Raw genomic sequence first — 22,648 nt, 5'->3', positions numbered from 1 at the left:
ACCGTCTCGGACAATGTATGGCAGCAGCCGGTCTATATTTATTTGGAAGTTCTAGTATCTCCTGTCGTTTCTTTTTTATGTTTAAAAGCCCCACGACCTGCACTTGTCTTGGGTGGTTTTTTGTAATCGATGTATTTGTAAGTTCTGTCTTGTATTTTGTGTATCTCGTCTGTGTTATGTTGTTGTTATCTCACCTTCTTTGATTTTGCAAAGATAATTATCAATATGCAAACAGACAAGTTTTTTGTTCAAAACACTTTTATTTTAACATTTAATAAGCTTGTGTCGGGCAGAAGTTGTACGCTGCGTTTTTTATAATGTACCGTTGTCTTGAGAAAGGTCAAACAGGTCCGTCCGCAAGGGAACGTTTCCGGCGCATGGATCCGCTGCCATCTGTCGTCCGTGCCGATTGCGGCTGTCGGACCTGCAGTCTGGGTGGCGTATGGAAGAATGAAGGAGGATGCCGGGCGGATTGCCGGCAGGTTCTGAATGTTCTACGGTCTGACTTGTACTGATAGGTGGACTCTGTTTGAAGCGTGTTCTGAAAAGCTCATGTCGGACAGCTGCTGACAAGGATAACAGTCAATTCTTTGTATCAATCTGCCTCCCAGGCAGGCATCCTGCAGATGTGTTGTCGGGTTTCCTGCCGGGCAGAACGATGGGGAGAGGCAGCCGTGGGAGAATGTCCGTGCAGGCCTTTGCCGATTACAGACACCTGACTTAATAAATGGCACAAAGAAGTCTTATAAATAGCAAAATCCCTTGTTGTTCTGCTGCTATATTGATTTTTTTTAATAACTTTGCGCCATTATATTGTTCAGATATACAGTCAGAATCAGAAACAGACAACGAATGAAAAAGATAATTGCAGCCGCACTTCTTGCAGGGCTTGCCGCACAGGCCTCCGCACAGAGCGGGACAAATTCTCCTTATAGCCAGTACGGACTGGGTCTGCTGTCCTCCCAGGCAACGGGATTCAACCGTGGCATGAACGGGGTGGCATACGGTTTCCATGAGCATAACCAGGTGAACTATATGAATCCGGCTTCTTATGCCGCTGTCGATTCTCTTTCATTCCTTTTCGATGCGGGAATCAGTCTGCAATTGACTAACTTTGAAGAAAACGGTCGCAAGGTGAATGCGCACAATGCCGATATAGAGTATGTCGTCGCATCGTTCCGCGCTTTCAAGCACGTGGGTGTCAGCTTCGGCATCCTGCCTTATTCGAATGTCGGTTACAACTTCAGCAACACGAAGAATGTCAATGCCTTCCCGAGTACGTCATCCCCCAATGCCACCTACTCTAATATATACAGTGGCAGCGGCGGTCTGCATCAGGTTTATTTGGGAGCCGGATGGGAGCCGTTCAAGGGTTTTGCCTTCGGAGCGAACATCTCGTATCTGTGGGGGACGTTGAACCGTAGTTTTAAGAACACATACAGCGACAGCTATGTCAACACCTTGTCGAAGAACTATACGACACAGGTGAAAAGCTATAAACTGGACCTGGGTCTGCAATATACGTATGTCCTGGACAGGAAGAACGAGCTGACCTTGGGACTTGCTTACTCACTCGGGCACAAGCTCGATGCAGAGCCGGAGTGTAACGTCATTTCCACAAACTCACAGACGAGCGTCTCTGATACGACCCGCTATGTCGTTTCAAAGGCACTTGAGCTTCCCCACACCTTCGGGGTCGGTCTGATGTGGAATTACAAGAACAACCTGAAGGTTGGAGTTGATTATCAGCTGCAGAAGTGGTCGAAGGTCGCTTATCCGCAGCTGAATACCGTCGGCGGTACCACCAGTTACAGTCTTGTCAACGGGCTGTTCAACGACCGCCGGAAGCTCACGCTCGGCGGCGACTATTGCAAGGGAGAGCGGTACCGGGGCTTTTTCAGCCGGATGCATTATCGGGCAGGCGTAGGCTATGCCAGTCCGTATCTGAAGGTCAACGGAAAGGACGGACCGCGCGAGCTGTCGGCCAGCTTCGGCGTCGGTATTCCCATTGTCAATGGCTATAACAACCGCAGCTTGCTGAACATCAGTGCTGAGTGGGTCAACCAGAGTGTCACCGGTCTCGTCAAAGAGAATATGTTCCGCATCAATGTCGGACTGACCTTCAACGAGCGTTGGTTTGCAAAGTTCAAGGTCGAATAAGATGCGTCCAGGCCTGTACACAGTCTTCATCTGGGTTGCATTGTCGGTGACGGGCCATGCGATGCAGTCCTGTTCGGAAGAGCATGAGCATACCGCCCCGGCCATCCACGACCGCGACTCCGTCCCGGTCATGACGACGTACGGGGTCAATACCCTCATATCCGATTCGGGCGTGATAAAATACAGGATTGTCACTGAAGAGTGGGAAGTCAACACGAACAGGAGGCCTTCGCGCTGGACGTTCGACAAAGGGATTCTGCTCACACAGTTTGATCTGAAGAAACACGTGGTGGGGTATGTCCAGTGCGATACGGCCGTATATTACGACCAGGACCGCCGGTGGGAACTGCGCGGACGGGTGAGGATACTTACGGCACAGGGGCTGTCTTTCTACAGTAACGAGCTGTATTGGGATGAACGCAATCATCAGATGTGGTCGCATTCCTATTCTCATCTGCGGACCCCCGACAAGGAGCTGGAGGGAAACTGGTTCCGGAGCGATGAGGAGATGACCGACTATGAGATAAGACAGACGAAGGGGTGGGGTATCTTCTCCGACAAGGAACTGATGGCTGGTGCCGGCGGGAGGCTTGCTCCTATAGATACAACGCATACGGACAATCTGAAAGGTCCTGTAGTAACGCAACGATAGAACATTGGATATTAATTTAGTCATAGGAATCCTGATTACGATGGTGCTTTCCGCATTCTTCTCGGGAATGGAAATCGCCTTTGTGTCCAGCAACCGCCTTCTGGCAGAGATGGACAAGGAGAAGGACGGACTTGCACAGAAATGTCTGAGCGTCTTTTACAACAATCCCAACGGATTTGTCTCGACGATGCTCGTGGGAAACAACATCGTGCTGGTCGTCTATGGAATCTTGTTCGCACAGATTTTTGATGCGACGCTCTTCAGCGGTTTTGATTCCGCCCTGCGTGTGCTGTTGGATACGTTCTCCTCCACACTGGTCATCCTCTTTACCGGTGAGTTCCTGCCGAAGACGCTGTTCAAGAGCAATCCCAACCGGCTGCTGACCTTCTTCGCTCCTCTGGCTTATTTCTTTTTCATCATTCTATGGCCGATCAGTCGCTTTGCCACATTCCTTGCACGTATTCTCCTGCGCATGATGGGGGTGAAGATGGATGAGAAAGAGGATGACGGCACGTTCACGAAGGTCGACCTGGACTATCTTGTGCAGAGTTCTATCGAGAATGCGGAGAATGAAGATGATATTGAAGACGAGGTGAAGATCTTTCAGAATGCGCTGGATTTCCAGGACACGAAGGTGCGCGACTGTATGGTGCCGCGTACGGAGATCAATGCAGTCGAAGAGAACTGTCCGTTGGAAGAGCTGCAGCAGATGTTCATTGAGAGCGGGAACTCCAAGATCATCGTCTATGAAGAGGATATTGACCATATCAAAGGGTATATCCATTCTTCCGAGATGTTCCGGTCGCCCGAACACTGGAAGGACCACATCCGCAAGATGCCGTTCGTTCCTGAGACGATGCCGGCACAGAAACTCATGCAGGTGTTCTTGCAGCAGAAGAAAAGCCTCGGCGTCGTCGTGGATGAGTTTGGCGGTACCAGCGGTATCGTTTCTCTGGAGGATATTGTCGAGGAGATCTTCGGAGATATCGAGGATGAGCACGACAACACGAAATACGTTGCCAAGCAGATTGCCGACAACGAATATGTCCTTTCTGCCCGGCTGGAGATAGACAAGGTCAACGAGATGTTCAATCTTGATCTGCCGGAGAGCGACGACTACATGACGGTCGGGGGGCTGCTGCTGCACGTCTACCAGAGTTTCCCCAAGGTCAACGAAATCATCACCGTAGGGAAATATGAATTCAAAATCGTCAAGAATACCATGACCAAAATTGAACTCGTGCGGGTGAAAGTCAATGGAACAGACTAATTTCTGCATGAAAAATTATGCCACTTGCCTTTTTCTTTGTATTTTTGTAGGCAATTTGTCATACTGAAGGAATAAATCAAAATCAAATAATAAATCTAAAAATGGCAGCATTAGGAAAAATCAGAAGCAAGGGAGGTCTGCTGGTTACAGCTATCGGTCTGGCCTTGTTTGCGTTCTTGGCTGAAGAAGGCTTCCGTTCTTGTAATGGTATCAAGGGGGAGGCCCGTCAGCAGATCGGTGAGATCCTGGGCGAGAAGATCAGTGTCCAGGATTATCAGAAGTTGATTGATGAATACCAGTCAGCGATCAAGTTTACCATGCAACGTGACAACCTTAGCGAGGAAGAACTCAACCAGGTGAAGGACCAGGTATGGCAGCAGCTTGTCAGCAACCGTGTCCTGCAGGCCGATGCGGAGAAGGTAGGATTGACGGTGACCGAGCAGGAAATACAGAATGTACTGAACGATGGTACCAATCCGATGCTGGCGCAGACACCGTTTGTCAACCAGCAGACGGGACGTTTCGATGTGAATGCGCTCAAGCAGTTCCTGGACGGCTACAGCAAGGCGAAGTCCGAGAAGTCTCCCCAGCTCGACCAGATGCAGACGGTTTACGACTACTGGCTGTTCATCGAGAAGAATCTCCGCACGCAGCTCCTTGGCCAGAAGTATCAGGCGCTGCTTGCCAGCTGCGTGCTTTCCAACAAGGCAGAGGCCAAGATGGCATTCAAGGACAACAATGAAGAAAGTCAGGTCCAGCTTGCCTCTCTGAGTTACAGTTCGGTAAAAGACGCGGACATCAAGATTACAGATGCGGATCTCAAGGCCAAGTATGACGAGCTGAAACCGGCTTTCCGGCAGAATGTAGAGACACGTGACATCAAGTTCGTCGACTATCAGATCAAGGCAAGCACCGCCGACCGCAATGCTGTCGTCAAGGAGATGAACGGCCTTCAGAAACAGCTCGCCGCAGCAGCCGACCCGGCCATGGTCATCAGCAAGAGCGGTTCTGAAATCCCTTATCTCGGTGTCCCTGTAAGCAGCAAGGCTTACAGGCAGTACCCTGACATAGCTTCAAGAATTGACTCGCTTGCTGTAGGGACTACCGGTGTGACAGAGAACAAGCAGGACAACACGCTGAACATCATCCGTGTACTCTCAAAGGCGCAGCTGCCGGACTCTGTACAGTTCCGTCAGATTCAGGTTGCCGCCAACACACCGGACGAAGCACGTGCGAAGGCCGATTCTATCCAGAAGGCATTGGCAGGCGGTGCCGACTTCGAGGCGCTTGCCAAGCGTTATGGGCAGACCGGAGAGAAAGTGTGGTTTACCGGACAGCAGTATGAATCTGCTCCGACCATGAGTCAGGACAACCGGACTTATATCAACGCTCTGCTGAACGGTGATGTAAATGCAACTCAGAACATAGCTCTTGCACAGGGTAACGTCATCCTTCAGGTATTGGACAAGAAGGCAATGACCGCCAAGACCACCGCTGCCGTCATCAAGAAGGTCATCGACTTCTCCAAGGCTACTCGCAGCGTCGCTTACAACAAGTTCTCCGAGTTTGTAGCCAAGAACACGACGGCCGACGATATTGAGAAGAATGCTTCCAAGTCCGGTTATCGTGTGCAGTCACTCAACGACATCTCTACCGCCGAGCATTATGTGGCAGGCATCCATGGTACACGGGATGCGCTCAAGTGGCTCTTCGATGCCAAGCAGGGGGATGTGTCTCCACTGTATGAATGTGGCGACAACGACCATCTCTTGGTAATCGTCCTCAATGCCATCCATCCGCAGGGCTTCCGTGCATGGGATGATGCCCAGGTGAAGGAAATCCTGAAGCGCGAGGTGATGAAAGACAAGAAGGCGGAACTGCTCATGGCGAAACTCAAGGGTGTCAGCAGCATTGCCGCTGCCCGGGCCAAGGGTGCCAAGGTGAGCACGGTCAATCAGATTACCTTTGCTTCTCCAGCCTTCGTACAGGCAACAGGTGCTGTGGAGCCTGCACTCTCCGGTGCCGTGGCAGCAACAGCAGCCGGCAAGTTCTCCAAAGCTCCTGTAAAGGGCAATGCCGGCGTGTATGTGTTCCAGGTTGTCAAGAAGGCGATGCGTGCCGGTTCCAAGTGCAACGAGCTGATGGTAATGCAGCAGACGGCCCAGCAGAATATGCAGATGGTCGGCAACTTCATGCAGGACCTCATTCTCAAGGCGAATGTCGTAGACAACCGGTATCTCTTCTTCTAACGGGAATGATACCTTATACATAAAGCGGATGTGCTCAGGCATATCCGCTTTTTTAATTGCTGTCTCTTTTTATACTTTACACGACTTTCATGTTATAGGCTGTTTACGATCTGTCATCGTATGGCGGCAGTGACGGCGACTTACGGACTTACGTACGGACTTCCACTTGAGATGACCGGAAAGGCGGCGGGGAAAGTCATGTTTGGAAATCAATCTGTCTACCGGTTGCATTGATTTTCTTTTTTTCCTGGTTTATAAAGTAAGTTCTGGAAATCCACAAGACTGACCGGGCAAGCCTGTCATACATTTCCCGGTATACATCCAGACAATATACCGGCACTAATCTGTATGCGCTTGCAATCGCCTGCTTGATCAATTTCTTGCCGTTTCTTTGCAGCAAGTAGAAAGGGATAGACTGATGAAAGCCGCCTTCTGACAATTCCCTTTGTCAGGAGGCGGCTGCTTTGTGATGGACAGGAAATTCTGCCTGTTATTTCACAAACTTCTTCCGGTTCTGAATGTAAATGCCGGGAGGAAGTACGGTCCGGTCCGTACCGACAAATCTGCCGTCGAGCGTATAGATGAGGTTGTCTGTTCCCTGCTGCTCTGTCGTGATGTCGTTGATACCGGCGGCTGTCAGATCCTTGAGATACTCGAAGGTGATTGTGCCGTCCGTGTTTTCTGTGATGTGAAAGAGCGGTTTGTTCACTGTGCTGTGGTTCAGTCTGATGCTGCCGATCTGGCCCACATGGCTTGTCCCGGGGAACGGGTCTCCCGCATGGCTGGCATAGTATTTTTTCTGTTCCTCTTTGGAATGCACGCTGTAACTTGAAATCAGCTTCCCGTCAGCCGGGACGATTGTCATACCCGGTTTTCCCGGTGTATCATTGACGTGGTCATCCATATTGACAGTCTCCGGCTCGTAGTTGACACGGTACACCAGCATTCCGTGTCCGAGAAGTTTGGAAGCCCACCCTTCTTTCTGAATGTTGTGAAGAATCAGATATTCTTTCTGATAGGTGGTCGGCACTTTCAGCGCATCGTCCTTGTGCAGGGTGATTTTCCGGGGAGTCTCCTGAATGGTTGTGAGCGGTTTCCATCCCATGACATCTTTCTCCCAGGGAGTGTAGGGGGTCGGCGTGTAACCGTTGTCGGTGTACTCTCCACCGTCCATCAGATCCCAGAGCTCCATGGTCTGGTCATCTATTTGTGCAGCATCATTGTAGGGATAGAAGTCGGGCAGTCCCATTGTATGCGAAAATTCATGGCAGAACAGTCCGATACCGTTTATGCGTTTGAAAGGGGCAGAGGGAAACTGATATTGGGGATTGTAGTTCAGCTCATTGCTTACCCCATAGCGGCAGACTGTTTTCCCACCCATCTTGAAAGGTGTTGTCGTACCCGATTTAGGCCATATAAAATCTGGGTTCTTGGGGGAAGCGTTCTGTCCGTACCCGGCATGAAGGACATAGACAAGGTCTACGTATCCGTCGTTGTTCCCGTCATAGTCGCTGAAATTGACGCTGCCTGCTACGGCTTGGCAGGCATCGTGTATCAGCTCTCCGATATTTGTGTCTTTGTTGGTACCGTCCTTACCATAGTAGCTGCTTTCCTTGGGAAGGGTGACAGGCCCGACAACGACAAACTGAGGCGTGAACTGTCCGCCGCTCATGTCCTTGAAGTACTGTCTCACACTGCCATAGTTGCGTTTCTCGTTATTGCCGTAATCCGGCAGAGGTCCTGCGCTGGCATCGTGGTTGAAATAATCATTGAAGCTCTTCACCGGGTCGGGAAGAGAGAACTTCACGTCGCTGAACTGCGCCAGAATAACCAGTACTTTCGGACTTCCGCTGTGCGGGAAGTAGGGTGGGGTGTGCTTGCCGACAGCTCGAGTCTTCGCCTCTTTGTCCAGTCGTCTTGATATGCTGTCGAAGAAGGCATTGCGCATCGCTCCCTGTTTCCTGACAAGTTCTTTCTCTGCAGCCGAACGCCGGCTGTCGTTGTGCGCCAGCTGTCCGCTTGCTTTCAGCGTACCGTCTTTGCCGATCTCTGCGATATAAAAGTCCTTGCCGACCTGTGTCAGCAGTGTCCCGTCAGCGGTGGAAATCCAGCTGAAGTGCTCGTCGCCGTACTGGTAGACGGTGAGCTGTGTCCCGTCCGACTGTGTCACCGTGACAGGTATCGGGTTGGCTTTGGCCGCCCATGCCGCCAGTGTACACAGTGCCAGGCAGCACGACAATAAAATTTTCTTCATCATCAGTTTTCGCTTCTTCGTTCTTTTATGATTGTAGTCTTACTTTCAATACGATGTGGATGGATATAGTGATTGCAAATTTACAAAAACTTTCTGTGAATTTCCGCATTTATCATGAAGAATCGGGGGAAGTCTCCATCTTGTACCCCGTGGGGAGTCGCAAAAGAGGAAATCCAGCTGTAAAGCCGGACTTCCTGTCTGTAGTCGATAGGGGAATCGAACCCCTATGCCAAGATTGAGAATCTTGTATCCTAACCGTTAGATGAATCGACCCTGGTTAAAATATTTCTTATGAAGATGGGAGTAGTCGATAGGGGAATCGAACCCCTATGCCAAGATTGAGAATCTTGTATCCTAACCGTTAGATGAATCGACCATACACATTTGAGTTCTGACGAGATAAAGCGGAAGGAGGGGGATTCGAACCCCCGGTACGCGAAATGCGCACGGCAGTTTAGCAAACTGCTGGTTTCAGCCACTCACCCATCCTTCCAAAGAGGGTTTCAACCGAATTACCACGCATCATCTCAAATGCGAGTGCAAAGGTAGTATTTTATTTTTATTCCTCAAAATTTTCTACTGCCTTTTTCTCGGCCCTCCCGAAAAAAGGTTTCTTCCTTTGGAGGTGCGGCAATGCTGCGCCGGCTGTGTATGAAGGTATGTTTCCTTGCAGAAATGCCGCGACGTACTGAGGATGTGCAGACGGCTGTGCTGACGGAGACGACGGCAGGGGGAGGAGATGACAGGAGACCGTATCAGAATCCGGTCTCTTCCATGCCCTTTCCGATACGGTCTCCCCCGCAGTATGCCGGTCTCCTGCTGCACGGCAGAAAACCCTTCATTCTGTCTGTCGCGCTATTTCTTCATCCCCTTGTAGGCCTGGTTCATACCTTTGACGACTTCTCCGGTGATGTCGTATGCAGGGTCGGCATAGAGGATGTTGTCGCCGCTCTTGGCAAGGATGATGGCATATTTCTTGTCCTTGTTATACGCTTTCAGGTAGTTGTGCACGCTGTCAGACAGAGCCTTGTTGTATTTTGCCACCTCGTTCTGGTATTCCGCGCCCAACCGCTGCTGCAGTGCGTCAGCGTCCTGTGCCTGTTTCTGTATGCTTGCCTGGATCTGCTGTGCCTGTGCCTGTGTGTATTTGTTGGCCTGTACGTTCTGCTGGAAGTTGGCGGCGGCGGCCTGGATTGTCTTCTGCTTGCCGGCGAGAGTGCGCTGTATGTTGGCTTCCTTGGCCTTGATGATCTTCGTGACATCCTTCCAGTAGGTGTACTGGCTCATGATGGAGTCAATCTCGACATAAGCGATCTTCTGCCCGCCTGCTGCCGGGGCGCTTGTCGCCGTCTCGTTCTTTCCGGCTGTCGTATCGTTCTTCTGCGGTTGGTTGTTGCATGCAATAAAGGCGAATGCCGCCAGGGCGAGCACGGCCATATTGCTCCATGATTTCTTCATTTCTGTATGTTTTTTGATTAATTGTTTCCGGTCTGTTCAATACGCTCTGTTTTCCCTGCGTGCCTCCTTGTCCTGGTCGATGACACAGTGGATGCCCTTCGATTTCAGATAGGCGCTGTCCGAGATGTGCTGCGACTGGAACTCTCCGTCTTTCCTGAACAGCACACGCACGCCAAGGAGCAGCATGGCAATAGCAATTATTAACAGTGTGTACAATAAAGTTACAAACATTTTTCTCTATCTTTGCATTGATATTGACCGCAAAGGTAATATAAAACAGCAAGATTACAAAATAAAATATTATTAAAAATGGCAAACGTAGAATTAAAACCCGCCCGTGTCTTCGAGCAGTTCGCGAAAATCAATCAGATACCCCGTCCCTCCAAGCATGAAGAGCAGATGATCGCTTATTTACAGAAGTTTGCGGAGGAACGCGGACTGGCCGTGAAGGTCGACAAGACCGGCAACGTGCTTATCTCGAAACCGGCGACGAAGGGCATGGAGAAGGTGCCGACGGTCGTGCTCCAGAGCCACATGGACATGGTCTGTGACAAGCTGGTCGATGTCGACTTCGACTTCCACAAGGATGCCATCCAGACCTATGTCGACGGCGAATGGCTTCATGCCAAGGGTACTACGCTCGGTGCTGACGACGGTATCGGCGTGGCCTATGAGCTGGCACTCCTCGACTCGGACGACATTGAGCACGGCCCCATCGAGTGTCTTTTCACACGTGACGAGGAGACGGGGCTGACCGGTGCGTTCGGTCTGGAGGCAGGCTTCATGACCGGGAAGTACCTGATCAATCTCGACTCGGAAGACGAGGGGCAGATTTTCGTCAGCTGTGCCGGCGGCAACAGCACGACGGCGACATTCCGGTTCGACCGCGAACAGGCTCCGGAAGGCTGTTTCTTCATGGAGGCAAGCCTGAAGGGCCTTGTAGGCGGACACTCCGGCGACGACATCAACAAGAAGCGCGCCAATGCCATCAAGCTCCTGGCCCGTTTCCTCTATGCCGAGCAGGCGAAGATGGACCTGCGGCTGAGCCGTTGGAACTCGGGCAAGATGCACAATGCGATTCCCCGTGACGGGAAGGTGCTCTTCGCCGTACCGTCCGACAGAAAGGAGGAAGTCAAGGCCGACTGGAACATCTTCAGTGCAGCCGTTGAGGATGAGTTCCACGTGACCGACACGGCGATGGTCTGGCATCTTGAGAGTGCCGCTGCCGCACCTGTCCTGCCGAAGCAGGTCTCTCACAACGTCATCCTTGCCCTGCAGGCTGTCGACAACGGGCCGCTGGTGAACTGCCAGGACGAGGCCTTGGCTTACATGGTGGAGACCTCGAGCAATGTCGCCAGCGTACAGACGGAAGAGCACACGCTGACGGTCGTCTCTTCCCAGCGTTCGAACGTGATGAGCAACCTGACGAACATGACCCATACCGTCCGTGCCTGCTTCGAGCTGGCCGGAGCGGAGGTCGTCGTCGACGACAGTTATCCGGCGTGGAAGATGAACCCGAAGTCGGAACTGGTCAATGTCGCCGTCGAGCAGTACCGGAAGCTCTTCGGGAAAGAGCCGCAGGTGCTGGGCATTCATGCCGGGCTCGAGTGCGGTCTCTTCTCTGAGAAGTACCCCGACCTGGACATGATCAGCTTCGGTCCGACTCTCCGGTATGTCCACACTCCCGACGAGTGTCTCCTCATTCCGACCGTGCAGATGGTATGGGATCATCTGCTCGCCGTTCTGAAGAATATTGATTGAGGGAGAGGCGTCTGCCCTCCTGTTGCAGCAGAAGTCTGACCCGGTCAGATCCTCCGCCATGTCCCGCATCATCCGTCAAGGAGCGGGGATGGCGGATTTTCCGTGCATCACGGATGCCTCTTACGGGACGGCTTTCCGGCTCTATGCGTAAACGGGGAAGGCGACCGGACGGCCTCCTGACGGTACGGAGACTTCAAACGGTGTGGCGGAAGTTTCTTGAACTCGTTTTTTTAGAGTACTTTTGTAGTGCCGGTGGCTGTCCGCAGCCGGATGAGGGGCGGAGGTTTCTTACGGCGTGCGGCAGCCTGCGGTTGTACACCTTATTATATAAAAAAAGATGGATGAACAGATACACGAGAAACTGAAGGAGATAAAGCAGTCTTTCCGCCTGCTGATGAATGGCGTCGCTTCGCAATCCATGCGGCAGAAGGGCGTTTCATACAAGATCAACTGGGGTGTCCCCCTTCCGGAACTGCAGAAGATGGCGGCTGAATACGGAAAGGACTACGGACTTGCGGTGGAACTGTGGAAAGAGGACATACGCGAATGTCAGGTGCTTGCGACGCTGATCATGCCGGCGGAGAAGATGGATGCCGAACTTGTGGATGTATGGATGGAGCGGCTCCGGACACAGGAGATGGCCGAGCTGCTGGCATTCAATCTGCTGCAGTATCTTGACTTCGCCCCTTCGCTGGCCTACCGGTGGATCGCCTCGGCAAGTGCGATCCGCCAGCTCTGCGGCTACCAGCTGCTCGCCCGCCTGTTCGCCCGCAAGCTGGAACCGAACGAACGGGGCGTCAACGAGTTCCTCGACCAGGTCCGTACGACGCTGGAAGGCAGGGATCTTCCCTTGAAGCATGCGGCATATAATTGCGTGCTGAGCTTCTGCGGTCTGGGAGCCGACTATGAAGCCGTCGCCCGGAAGGCGCTCGCCGGGATGGACCTCTTGTAGGCCGTCCCTTTCCGCCGCCGGCACATCGGGGGACAGGCTTCCGGACAGGAGGCTCTTGCAAAGGGAAAGCCGGTGCATCTCTGCGATGTACCGGCTTTTCTCCTATCTGTCGGCTGCCGTCTGTTCCCGGCAGCGTGTCGTTGGTGGTTCTGGTCTTCTGTCTTGCAGTTACTCTCCGAGATTGATCTTCTTTGAGACGATCAGTGCTTCAGCGAATACGGCTGCGACGATTGTGATGATACCGAATGTCAGCATAATGTTATCCTTTCTTCTTCTGTGCAGAACCCCTTTGGCCTGCGGTTATTACTTGAACTGTTTGAAAAACTCGCTGCAAAGGTACTGCTGTCTGGCGGAACTGCCAAGGCGGAGAGCCCCTTTCTGCCGTGATACGGCTGTATATTTGATGTAGGTCAAACCTGTTGACGATAATCAAAAAGTTGTCCTCCTATGGGAAAAAGGTGAGGCCGGAGCCGGTCTTTCCGATGAGAAGCAAGTATCTTTGCAGCCGGTTTTGAATTAAAGACAACAACATCATTATGGAAAGACTGATTGCAATGAACCAGGTGTTCGACAGCAGCGTTGATGCTCGCTTCCTCGAGATTCAGAATGCACGCCGTGAGGCTCTGGCCCGCAAGGCCAAGAAGCACTGAGAGAACACCGATTCCACAGGGCGGCCTGCCACCCTCGGGAAATCGTATCAGAAACAGAAAACAACAAGATTGTCATTATCCGAAAGAAGACCCAGCCGGACAGATCCGGCTGGGTCTTCTTTTGGGTGACCGTTCTGCGGTACCGGTGCGGCGACGGAAGGAGGCGGCAGCAGTGTCCGCCGCCTTGTCTCTGTCCGCCGTGCCGTCCCTCCCGCTTCGGTCCGCTTGCAACAGGCGCGCCGGTCAGAAGTCGTCGTCATCCCCTACCTCGGCAGCCTGCATCTCCAGGTCTTCCGGGTTGGTGTCGAAGGTCGTCCGGTAGCTTTCTTCCGTGAGTTTATCCTCGTCGAATCCGTCCTCGTCGTCCTCTTCATTGTCTTTGGGGTCGTCTTCCGGCAGCTCTTCCTCGTCGTCCTCCGGGGCGTCAGCCCTTTCCTCTTCCTTCGTCGCCTCTTCGAGGGCGGAGAACCTGGCGTGTGCGTGCTCTTCCACAGGCTTCTCTTTGGCGAAGATAGCCTCTGTCCATGATCCTTTTGAAATCTCAAGCACCTCGAATCCGTCGGCCAGCTTCTTGTCGTAGAGGCCTCCCGGCTTCTTCAGCCGTGCGGTCGGGAGGGTGGTCGTACTGATGTCGAATCCGCTCTGGATAATGTCCTGTATGCTCTGGGGGAGGCTTTCCCATCCTCCGCCGAAGTTGCGTTCGAGCACCTCGATCAGCTTCCGTGCTGAAACATGGTGTATGTTCTCCCAGGTCAGATCCGTGACACGCTGGATAGGCTTCTTCTTCAAAGCCCATTTGACGGTCGTGTTTTCATCAAGCCTGACCTGTCCCACCTGACATCCCCGGGCCTCGTATTTCCGGATGACCTCCGGCTGGTCGATCTTTACTTCCTCTATGGTGAAGGCACTCTTGATGACATCGATGTAGTGTCGCTCGTTATCCCTCAGATCTGCGTCTCGCTCAGCCTGTGCCCAGAGGCGGAAGACATCGTTCTCCTGAATGTCCCAGACGTTACTTTTCGTAAGATTCTTTAACGTTAATGCTTGTCCTTGTCGCTTCATATATCTGTTACTCGTTCAAATTGCTTTTGGGTATGGCTGTGTGCAAGGCTGTACACTCAGACTTGCTGCAAAAGTATATACTAAAACGTAAATCTCCAAACTTTTCGGTCTAAAAGTTTAACGCACATTACAAAACTTTGCCGGAATCGTGTCTGCCGTGTCGAATGTGGCCGTGAACCGGCAGGAGTCTGCCGGCTGCGTGCCGGAGACAACCGCCTGTCGGGGAGGGGCAGGCGGACGGTACTGTGCGTTGTCTGTCCTGAATTTTTACTCACCCCCAAAGAGGAGGCATCCCGGTGGATGTCTTTCTTTTCTTTCCGGGAATGACGGTTCAGGAAAGACAGGACGGTCTTCTCTCCGGTTCTGTAAGTCTTTGTCAGTCAGCTGTATATAAACGCATTTCTAAAAGGTGCCTGATAGCGTTGCAAACGGGCGTTAACGGACGTGGAAGTAAGCACTGGTTGGGACGTAATCGGGCGTTGGTTGGAATGTTGTCGGTGGCAGTCTGCAATGCAGGCGGACATACCGCCGTCTTTCCGTAAGGGCAGGGGCAGGGAAGAAAGGGCGTTTCCGGACAGAGAATGTAAAGTATCTTCCGAAAATCCCTGTGGGTAGATCGGGACTATACAGGCTGCCGGCTCCGGACAGCATTCCGGCCTCCTTCTTTCGGCTGATGCGGCCTAGCCGGGTCCTTGCCGGAGAAACGGGGAGTCTGCCTGAAGGCGTGTGCTCCTGCCAGCCTGTTTTAGGCCGGCAGGCAGAAAAGCCCTTTCCGTCTCGGTGCATGGGAAAGGGAAGCGGATGTGTTTCCTTTGGGCACAGAACCTTCGGAGGACACGGCCGGCCTTATGCCCTGTCCGCCCTGTCCTGCCGGTGGCAGACTTTCTCCTGATGGATCGTGGCACGAAGTTTGTTATAAGTAACGAGAAAATAGAAACTATAAAATACATTGCTATGCAGAAAGGAAATATCGGGGTTACGACAGAGAACATCTTCCCCGTCATCAAAAAGTTTTTGTATTCAGACCATGACATCTTCCTGCGCGAGATGGTTTCAAATGCCGTCGATGCTACGCAGAAGCTGAAGACCCTCGCTGCAACCGGCGACTTCAAAGGTGATCCGGGCGACCTGAGCGTCCGTATCCGGCTGGACGAGAAGGCCGGTACGCTGACCATCAGCGACCGCGGCATCGGCATGACCGAGGAAGAGATCGAGAAGTACATCAACCAGATAGCCTTCTCCGGAGTCAATGACTTCCTGGAGAAGTACCAGGACAAGGCGGAGGCGATCATCGGTCATTTCGGCCTCGGATTCTATTCTTCCTTCATGGTTTCAAAGAAAGTCGAAATCATCACGAAGAGCTATAAGGAGGGCAGCAAGGCCGTGAAATGGAGCTGTGACGGCAGTCCGGAATATTCCATAGAAGACGTTGAAAAGGCCGACCGGGGCAGCGACATCGTGCTTTACATTGATGATGACTGCAAGGAGTTCCTGCAGAAGTCCAAGATCGAAGCGCTGCTGAACAAGTACTGCAAGTTCATGGCTGTGCCCGTTGTCTTCGGAAAGAAGACAGAATGGAAGGACGGCAAGAACGTCGAGACAGAGGAGGACAACGTCATCAACAGCGTGGAGCCGCTGTGGGTGAAGGCCCCGTCCTCCCTGAAGGATGAAGACTACAAGAACTTCTATCACACGCTCTTCCCGATGAACGACGAGCCGCTGTTCTGGATCCATCTGAACGTGGATTATCCCTTCAACCTCACGGGTATCCTCTACTTCCCGCGCGTGAAGAACAACATCGAGCTCCAGCGCAACAAGATACAGCTGTATTGCAATCAGGTGTTCGTGACCGATCAGGTGGAGGGGATCGTGCCCGAGTTCCTGACCCTGCTGCATGGCGTCATCGATTCTCCCGACATCCCGCTGAACGTGAGCCGCAGTTACCTGCAGAGTGATGCCAATGTGAAGAAGATCGCCACCTACATCACGAAGAAGGTTGCCGATCGGCTGCAGAGCATTTTCAAGGAAAACCGTAAGGAGTATGAGGCGAAGTGGGACGATCTGAAGCTTTTCATCCATTACGGGATGCTGTCGCAGCCCGATCTCTATGACCGTGCCAAGGATTTCGCACTCGTCAAGGATACGGAAGGGAAGTATTTCACCTACGAGGAGTACAGGACGCTCGTCAAGGACAACCAGACCGACAAGGAGGGAGTCCTGGTGAATCTGTATACGACCGACAAGGAGGAGCAGTACAGTTATATCGAGGCTGCCAGACAGAAGGGTTACAGTGTCATTGATGCAGGCGGACAGCTGGATGTGCCGACACTGTCGATGCTCGAGCAGAAGCAGGACAAGACACGTTATGTGCGCGTGGACGCTGATGTCCTTGACCGTATCATACAGAAAGAGGATGCGCCGAAGACCCATCTGTCAGCCGGTGAGACTGCCAATCTGTCAGAGGCTTTCCGCTCGCAGATCCCATCCATTGCCAAGGCGGAGTTCATGGTGGATGTCCAGTCGCTCGGAGAAGACTTCCAGCCGGTTCTCATCACACAGAACGAGTATATGCGCCGCATGAAGGAAATGAGCCACTTTCAGCAGGGCATGGGGTTCTATGCCCAGATGCCCGACTCCTATAACCTCGTATTGAATGCCGACCATCCTCTGGTCAAGAAGGTGCTCGGCGAGATAACGGCGAATACGGCGGAGGAGCTGAAGCCTGTCGCAAGCGAACTGAAAGGACAGGAGGCACGTCTGGCCGCCCTGCACCAGTCGCAGGACAAGAAGAAGTCCGAAGAGCTGACGCAGGAGGAGAAAGACGATATGCAGAAAACACAGAAGGCTGTCTCCGACCTCAAAGACAAGGAGAAGGCCATTGTGGCTGCATACGCCAAGGACAACGAGGTGGTACACCAGCTCATCGACCTGGCATTGCTGCAGAACGGGATGCTGCAGGGGGCAGCACTGGACAAGTTCCTCAAGCGTTCGGTAAGTCTGATCAAGTAAACGGTTCTTCCGGCCTGCAGGGCGATTCTGCAAGTCAGGATAAAAAGGAGGGAGCCGCAGCGACAGCCAGCATCTGGCAGTCCTGCGGCTCTCTTTGTTTCCGCACCGGCCTGTACCCGTCTGGAAGGGATCCGGCAGTCCGGTGAACCTGTCCGTCTGGTTTCATGGAATGAGACTTCTGCAAGCCCCATCCGCCCGGAGGAACCGGTGGCGGCCGGCAAGCAGGCCGCCACAGCCTGAAGTCTCCCTGCAGGGTGCTTTGGAAGGGCATGCGCTGGTTGTGTCTTCCGGCTGGTGTCCCAATATAATAAGGTGAAGATGCTGCCGGCCCGGCTGTATGGGCGGCTTTCCTGCACGCGATGAGAAAAGAACCGTATCCGGTATGGCGGCTTCCGTGCCGTGTCCGGTGCAGAACGCCGTCTCTCGCCTATTCTGTCTCGATCGTTTCCACCCGTGGCTTGGAGGCAGCGGGGGCGACGGTCTGCTGCTCGCTGGAAGAGGCAGACGGCGTCTCAGGTGACCCGGCCGGTTCGTCGGAAGCGGCGGCGGGCGTGTCGTGCGGCCGGCTCCTGTGCCGTCCGTGACTGCGGCCGCGGATGCTGTTGAACACTTTTTCCGCCTGTTCCTGCTCCTGGCTGTCTGCCGAGTCTTTCGCTGTCGTGTCCCTGGCTATCGTGTCGAACTTCGCCTTGTTGTTCTCGGCCAGGTTCGAGTCAGGTTCTATGGCGGTCTGGGTGTATTCCGGGTCGTTCTTATGCTGGGCGTAATAGTAGAAGCCGAAGGCGACCAGGAAGATCGTGCCGATGATGATGAAGACCACCAGCCCGCGGCTCAGCGTGGGGTCGTCGTCCTTGTCGTCGTGATGCAGTGGTGCGCCGCAGCGGGGGCAGTTCTTCTCCTGCTCGTTTACCTCATGGTTGCATTCCGGGCATTTCATATCTTCTTTCTTTTTTTCTTTGTTTTCTATCGGCAAAGGTAAAAGAAAAGGTAGAGATGGCAAAACGATTTCGCTTTTTCTTCGTTTCTTCTTTCTTTTTTGTACCTTTGCAGGAACGAATCTGCATGCGGCACGACGGGGACAGACCTTGCTTTGTCTCTGCCGGTTCTGCTTTTGCAGAGGCCTCCGGCCGAGGAGGCAGACATAATCCATAAACAGAAATGAAGCATTTTTTACTGGCTCTCGTCTTTTTCCCGTTTGCATTGACGGCGTATGCACAGCAGCCGATAGACGGCATTCAGTTCCGGACCGACCGTCGGGGAGCGATGGAAGAGTTCACCCGCCGCTTCGGGCAGCCTGTCTCGGAGACGGTCGGGAAGGTCGTGTTCAGCAACGTGGTCTTCAACGGCGAGCAGTTCACCGAGGCCAATGTGTTCTTTGACGACAGCGGACGGCTGCAGCTTGTCCGGCTGAAGAATGTCTGTGCGACCCATACGCAGGCGGTAGAGCGGATGGGAGTCCTGTGGAAGAAGTACGGAGAGACTTACCTGACGACGGAGGGCATGAATCCGGAAGACGGACGGTTTGTCGTCGGCTACGACAAGGACGGTGTACGCCTCTTCACCATCGCCACCTTCCGGAATCGCTGTGATCTGTCGTTCGGACCGTTCTAATTACTGTATAGTCATGAGAAAATCTTTGATACTGCTCCTTTTCCTTGCCGGCTGGCTGGGGGGCTCTGCCCAGAGCCTGCGGGATGTGTGGATAGAGATGCCCGACAGCCTTGTCCCTTATCTGAACAGGAACCAGCGTACGGAGCTGGCCGATTACGTGGGTATGAAGGCGGAGCCGGCCGTCAGGGACGCCCTGGGCGACACGGTGCGGATAGAGCGCATGACGGACAGCTATCTCTCGGTGAGACTCAGCGGGAGCAGCCGGATGGAGATCAGACTGCTGGACCCGTCGACGCTGGCGCTCGTGCAGACGTGGGAGGGACCGGCGGCGGAAAGCCGGATCGGTCTGTTCAGTCGGCTCTGGCAGCGGAAGCCGGCTGTCGTTGTCTGCAAGGACGTGGCGGAACGGCCGGAGACGATGAGCGAGGAAGAGTTTGCAGAACTGGAACCGCTGATGACACCCCGCCTGAGAGCCTACCGCCTGTCGGCTGACAGCAACTCGCTCTCGGTAAGCTGGAGCTATCCCTTGCTCTCGGCGAAGGAGGCGGAGCGTGTGTCCGTCCTGCTGAAGCCCCGGGTGCTTACCTGGAACGGTACGGAGTTCCGATAGGAAAAACAGACCGCACATTTGGTCAGTTCTGATAAAATCACTACTTTTGCGGTCATAAATCAATTACTGAAAACATGAATTTGAAGGTACGTTTGGCACTGATGAACTTCCTGGAGTTCGCGGTGTGGGGAGCTTATCTGACCTCTATGGGTCGTTATCTTGGGAATATCGGCATTGGCCCGGAAATCGGCTGGTTTTATTCCATGCAGGGAATAGTGTCTATTTTCATGCCGGCGCTGATGGGCATCGTGGCCGACCGCTGGGTGCCTGCCCAGCGGCTGTTGGGCTTCTGCCATCTGCTTGCAGGACTGTTCATGTTTGCCACAGCCGGCTACGGCCTGGGTGCGGGCGGTCATGCGGAGTTCTCCATTATCTTCACGCTTTATTCGCTGTCGGTAGCATTCTACATGCCGACACTGGCACTAACCAACTCCGTGGCATACAGCGCACTGACTCGGGCGGGCATGGACACGGTGAAGGACTTTCCGCCGATCCGTGTGTTCGGGACGATCGGATTCATCCTTACCATGTGGCTGGTCGACCTCCTGGGCTTCCAGAGCAACCAGAACCAGTTTGTCACTTCCGGGGCGGTGAGCATCATTCTGTTCCTTTATACCTTTACGCTGCCGAAGTGCGAAGTCAGTAAGGGGACGGACAAGAAGAGCTTCGTCGATGCCTTCGGCCTGCGTGCCTTCACACTGTTCAGGCAGAAGAAGATGGCCATCTTCTTTATCTTCTCCATGCTGCTGGGCGTGAGCCTTCAGATTACCAACAGCTTTGCCAATCCGTTCCTGTTCAGCTTCGGCGCACAGCAGGAGTTCGCACAGGCCTTCGGCGTGCAGCATGCCAATATTCTGATCAGTCTTTCACAGATCAGCGAGACCTGCTGTATTCTGCTGATACCTTTCTTCATGCGGCATTACGGCATCAAGAATGTCATGCTGATAGCCATGTTCGCATGGGTGCTGCGCTTCGGACTGTTCGGGGTGGGCAATCCGGGCTTCCCCGGGGTACTGCTCTTCGTGCTGTCGATGATAGTCTACGGCGTTGCCTTCGACTTCTTCAACATATCGGGCTCGCTGTTCGTAGACAACAGTACGGAACCGGCGCTCCGCTCATCGGCGCAGGGGCTGTTCATGCTGATGACGAATGGAGTAGGGGCGACGATAGGAACACTGGCGGCGCAGGCCGTCATCAATGTCTATACCCATCCGCAGCAGGTGGGAACGGACACGCTGACGGTCGGCGACTGGCAGTCCTGCTGGTTCATCTTCGCAGGTTATGCCTTTGTCGTGGGTGTCAGCTTCGCTTTGATCTTCCGTCCCAGGAAAGCGTAGGGGGCGGCTGAGGATGTGTATTGTATAAGGTGTAAGAGAACAATTCATAATGAGCAAAGTCCAGTTGGTATATACGGGAATATCCCAGATCGTGGGAGGACCGGAGCTGGGGCTTCTTATCCTGTCAGATCTTTCGCATACAAGGCAGGTCGCCATTGTATGCGACGGGCGCATGGAGTATGAACTTGGACTTCGGACGGGGGATGCAGCCGTCACGGAACGGCTGCTGCCGGAAGTGCTGTGCAGTGTGAATCCCCGGATGACCGGTGTCCATTATGAGATTCTCTTCAATTCGATCATCGACGGCCAGTACAAGGCGCTCCTGGTCGACAAGGACGATCTGAGTCTTACACCGGTCCGTGCCTCTGATGCCGTACTGCTGGCACAGGTGGCGAAGCTGGACATCTTCATGGAGGAGCATCTCTTCAACCGGCAGAGCGTGGGCAACCATGCCGACAGGAACAAGATAGCCCTGCCGGTCAATGCGCTGAGCGTAGAGATGCTGCGTCAGGCGCTGGACAAGGCGATAGAAGACGAGAACTACGAACTGGCTTCCATGCTCCGGGATGAGTTGAAGCACAGGAAAAAGGAGGGATAATGTGTGCGGGATGCCCTCTTGAGGCCGCTCCCGTCAGAGACCAACAATGAAAGAAGCGAGATATTTTTATGTGCCTGATGCGGCTGCGGTGAACGAGCTGCCGGCCGAGGAAGCCGTCCATGCGCTGCGTGTCCTGCGGCTGAAGGAAGGGGACGAGCTGTTCCTGATGGACGGTGAAGGATGCTTCTATCGGGCTGAGGTGGCACTGGCGACGACAAAGAAATGTATCTATGCTATCCGGCAGACCTTGCGGCAGACACGCGCCTGGAGAGGACGGATCCATCTTGCCATAGCCCCTACGAAAGACATGGGGCGCATGGAGTGGATGGCAGAGAAGGCCACGGAAGTGGGGTTTGACGTGCTCAGCTTCCTGGACTGCAAGTTCTCCGAACGCAAGACCTTGCGGACAGACCGTATCGAGAAAATCGTCATTTCGGCTGTAAAGCAGAGTCGGAAAGGGTGGAAGCCGGCGGTCAACCCGATGATGTCCTTCCGGTCGTTCATCGAGCACTGTCCTGATAACGGACGGAAATATATCTGTCATTGTTATCCGGAGATTTCTCGTGCAGACTTCTTCTCCGCCGTCAGCTGCGTCTCCCCGGCGGTACGGTCTTCACAGGACCGGAGGCAGACAGATGCGGATACCCCTTCTTCGGCAGAGGATCTTACCGTACTGATAGGGCCTGAGGGAGACTTCTCTATCGACGAGGTCCGCCTTGCCATGGCGCATGGCTTTGAGAGTGTCACGCTGGGGAACAGCCGTCTGCGCACGGAGACGGCAGGGCTGAGTGCCGTGATGATGTCGCAGCTTGCACGAAGGGTGTAGGCTGCTTTTTTGATGGCAGGTGGTGATAGGCGGTGATGAGCGGTGATAGGCAATGATGAGTAGGACAGGCGGTGATAGGCAGTAATAGGTGATAGTAGGCGATGATAGGCTGTGATGAGGAGGGCAGGATAAGGATAGGGTAAGCAGAGGTCGTTACAACTTTTTTACGGTTTACCGTGTAAGTATCGG

Annotated in this window: 17 protein-coding genes and 3 tRNA genes; 12 read left to right on the top strand and 8 right to left on the bottom strand. The window is 53.5% G+C overall.

Translation table 11 applies throughout. The annotated features are described in order from the left end of the window. Positions 1 to 852: 852 nt before the first annotated feature. From bamG to HMPREF9141_RS01710, 4 genes are all read left to right on the top strand, one after another. Positions 853 to 2,160, top strand: a complete 1,308-nt coding sequence (gene bamG / locus HMPREF9141_RS01725; RefSeq protein ID WP_007366678.1) for a BamG family beta-barrel-assembly machinery protein — start codon at positions 853 to 855, stop codon at positions 2,158 to 2,160. Position 2,161: 1 nt separating this feature from the next. Next, the gene (locus tag HMPREF9141_RS01720; RefSeq protein ID WP_007366677.1) at positions 2,162 to 2,812 is read left to right on the top strand and encodes an LPS export ABC transporter periplasmic protein LptC; all 651 of its coding nucleotides are present in this window, start codon (positions 2,162 to 2,164) and stop codon (positions 2,810 to 2,812) included. A gap of 4 nt (positions 2,813 to 2,816) precedes the next feature. Next, the gene (locus HMPREF9141_RS01715) at positions 2,817 to 4,082 is read left to right on the top strand and encodes a hemolysin family protein (RefSeq protein ID WP_040554134.1); all 1,266 of its coding nucleotides are present in this window, start codon (positions 2,817 to 2,819) and stop codon (positions 4,080 to 4,082) included. 101 nt (positions 4,083 to 4,183) lie between these two features. Beyond that, positions 4,184 to 6,331, top strand: a complete 2,148-nt coding sequence (locus HMPREF9141_RS01710; RefSeq protein ID WP_007366675.1) for a peptidylprolyl isomerase — start codon at positions 4,184 to 4,186, stop codon at positions 6,329 to 6,331. Between the two features lie 490 nt (positions 6,332 to 6,821). On the opposite strand, the gene HMPREF9141_RS01700 is transcribed toward HMPREF9141_RS01710, so the two are convergent. The 6 genes from HMPREF9141_RS01700 to HMPREF9141_RS01675 form a co-directional block, all read right to left on the bottom strand. Then, entirely contained in the window at positions 6,822 to 8,588 is a 1,767-nt protein-coding gene (locus tag HMPREF9141_RS01700) for a M6 family metalloprotease domain-containing protein (RefSeq protein WP_007366673.1), read from the bottom strand. 198 nt (positions 8,589 to 8,786) lie between these two features. Further along, positions 8,787 to 8,858, bottom strand: a tRNA-Glu gene (locus tag HMPREF9141_RS01695). A gap of 31 nt (positions 8,859 to 8,889) precedes the next feature. Then, positions 8,890 to 8,961 (bottom strand) — tRNA-Glu (locus tag HMPREF9141_RS01690). 29 nt (positions 8,962 to 8,990) lie between these two features. Beyond that, a tRNA-Ser gene (locus HMPREF9141_RS01685) sits at positions 8,991 to 9,078 on the bottom strand. A gap of 362 nt (positions 9,079 to 9,440) precedes the next feature. Beyond that, positions 9,441 to 10,043 (bottom strand): OmpH/Skp family outer membrane protein, encoded by a 603-nt coding sequence (locus tag HMPREF9141_RS01680; protein ID WP_007366672.1) that lies wholly within the window; start codon positions 10,041 to 10,043, stop codon positions 9,441 to 9,443. 36 nt (positions 10,044 to 10,079) lie between these two features. Continuing rightward, entirely contained in the window at positions 10,080 to 10,274 is a 195-nt protein-coding gene (locus HMPREF9141_RS01675) for a hypothetical protein (RefSeq protein ID WP_007366671.1), read from the bottom strand. 78 nt (positions 10,275 to 10,352) lie between these two features. Here HMPREF9141_RS01675 and HMPREF9141_RS01670 point away from each other — a divergent pair, with 78 nt between their 5' ends. Further along, positions 10,353 to 11,804, top strand: a complete 1,452-nt coding sequence (locus HMPREF9141_RS01670) for an aminoacyl-histidine dipeptidase (protein WP_007366670.1) — start codon at positions 10,353 to 10,355, stop codon at positions 11,802 to 11,804. Positions 11,805 to 12,141: 337 nt separating this feature from the next. Further along, entirely contained in the window at positions 12,142 to 12,756 is a 615-nt protein-coding gene (locus tag HMPREF9141_RS01665) for a DNA alkylation repair protein (protein WP_007366669.1), read from the top strand. Between the two features lie 893 nt (positions 12,757 to 13,649). Here HMPREF9141_RS01665 and HMPREF9141_RS01655 read toward each other — a convergent pair. Then, positions 13,650 to 14,468 carry a hypothetical protein gene (locus HMPREF9141_RS01655; protein WP_007366668.1) on the bottom strand — a complete coding sequence of 273 codons (819 nt, stop codon included), beginning with the start codon at positions 14,466 to 14,468 and terminating at the stop codon, positions 13,650 to 13,652. Positions 14,469 to 15,422: 954 nt separating this feature from the next. Here HMPREF9141_RS01655 and htpG point away from each other — a divergent pair. Continuing rightward, complete coding sequence (htpG, locus tag HMPREF9141_RS01650) at positions 15,423 to 17,477, top strand: molecular chaperone HtpG (RefSeq protein ID WP_040554132.1); 2,055 nt, start codon at positions 15,423 to 15,425, stop codon at positions 17,475 to 17,477. 427 nt (positions 17,478 to 17,904) lie between these two features. On the opposite strand, the gene HMPREF9141_RS01645 is transcribed toward htpG, so the two are convergent. Beyond that, the gene (locus HMPREF9141_RS01645; protein WP_040554338.1) at positions 17,905 to 18,414 is read right to left on the bottom strand and encodes a hypothetical protein; all 510 of its coding nucleotides are present in this window, start codon (positions 18,412 to 18,414) and stop codon (positions 17,905 to 17,907) included. Positions 18,415 to 18,635: 221 nt separating this feature from the next. Between HMPREF9141_RS01645 and HMPREF9141_RS01640 the strand changes: the two genes are divergently transcribed. The 5 genes from HMPREF9141_RS01640 (at position 18,636) to HMPREF9141_RS01620 (ending at position 22,459) form a co-directional block, all read left to right on the top strand. After that, positions 18,636 to 19,088 (top strand): hypothetical protein, encoded by a 453-nt coding sequence (locus HMPREF9141_RS01640; RefSeq protein WP_007366664.1) that lies wholly within the window; start codon positions 18,636 to 18,638, stop codon positions 19,086 to 19,088. A 13-nt stretch (positions 19,089 to 19,101) separates the two neighbouring features. Then, complete coding sequence (locus HMPREF9141_RS01635) at positions 19,102 to 19,698, top strand: DUF3256 family protein (protein ID WP_007366663.1); 597 nt, start codon at positions 19,102 to 19,104, stop codon at positions 19,696 to 19,698. A gap of 74 nt (positions 19,699 to 19,772) precedes the next feature. After that, complete coding sequence (locus HMPREF9141_RS01630) at positions 19,773 to 21,035, top strand: MFS transporter (protein ID WP_007366662.1); 1,263 nt, start codon at positions 19,773 to 19,775, stop codon at positions 21,033 to 21,035. A 49-nt stretch (positions 21,036 to 21,084) separates the two neighbouring features. Continuing rightward, complete coding sequence (locus HMPREF9141_RS01625; protein ID WP_007366661.1) at positions 21,085 to 21,633, top strand: bifunctional nuclease family protein; 549 nt, start codon at positions 21,085 to 21,087, stop codon at positions 21,631 to 21,633. Positions 21,634 to 21,679: 46 nt separating this feature from the next. Then, positions 21,680 to 22,459: an RsmE family RNA methyltransferase gene (locus HMPREF9141_RS01620; RefSeq protein WP_007366660.1), complete on the top strand. Its 780-nt coding sequence runs from the start codon at positions 21,680 to 21,682 to the stop codon at positions 22,457 to 22,459. Positions 22,460 to 22,648: the final 189 nt, after the last annotated feature.

It is taken from the genome of Prevotella multiformis DSM 16608 (assembly GCF_000191065.1).
Taxonomy (GTDB): domain Bacteria; phylum Bacteroidota; class Bacteroidia; order Bacteroidales; family Bacteroidaceae; genus Prevotella; species Prevotella multiformis.
The sequence above is the reverse complement of the archived record's forward strand: the minus strand, read 5'-3'. Positions and strand labels throughout refer to the sequence as shown.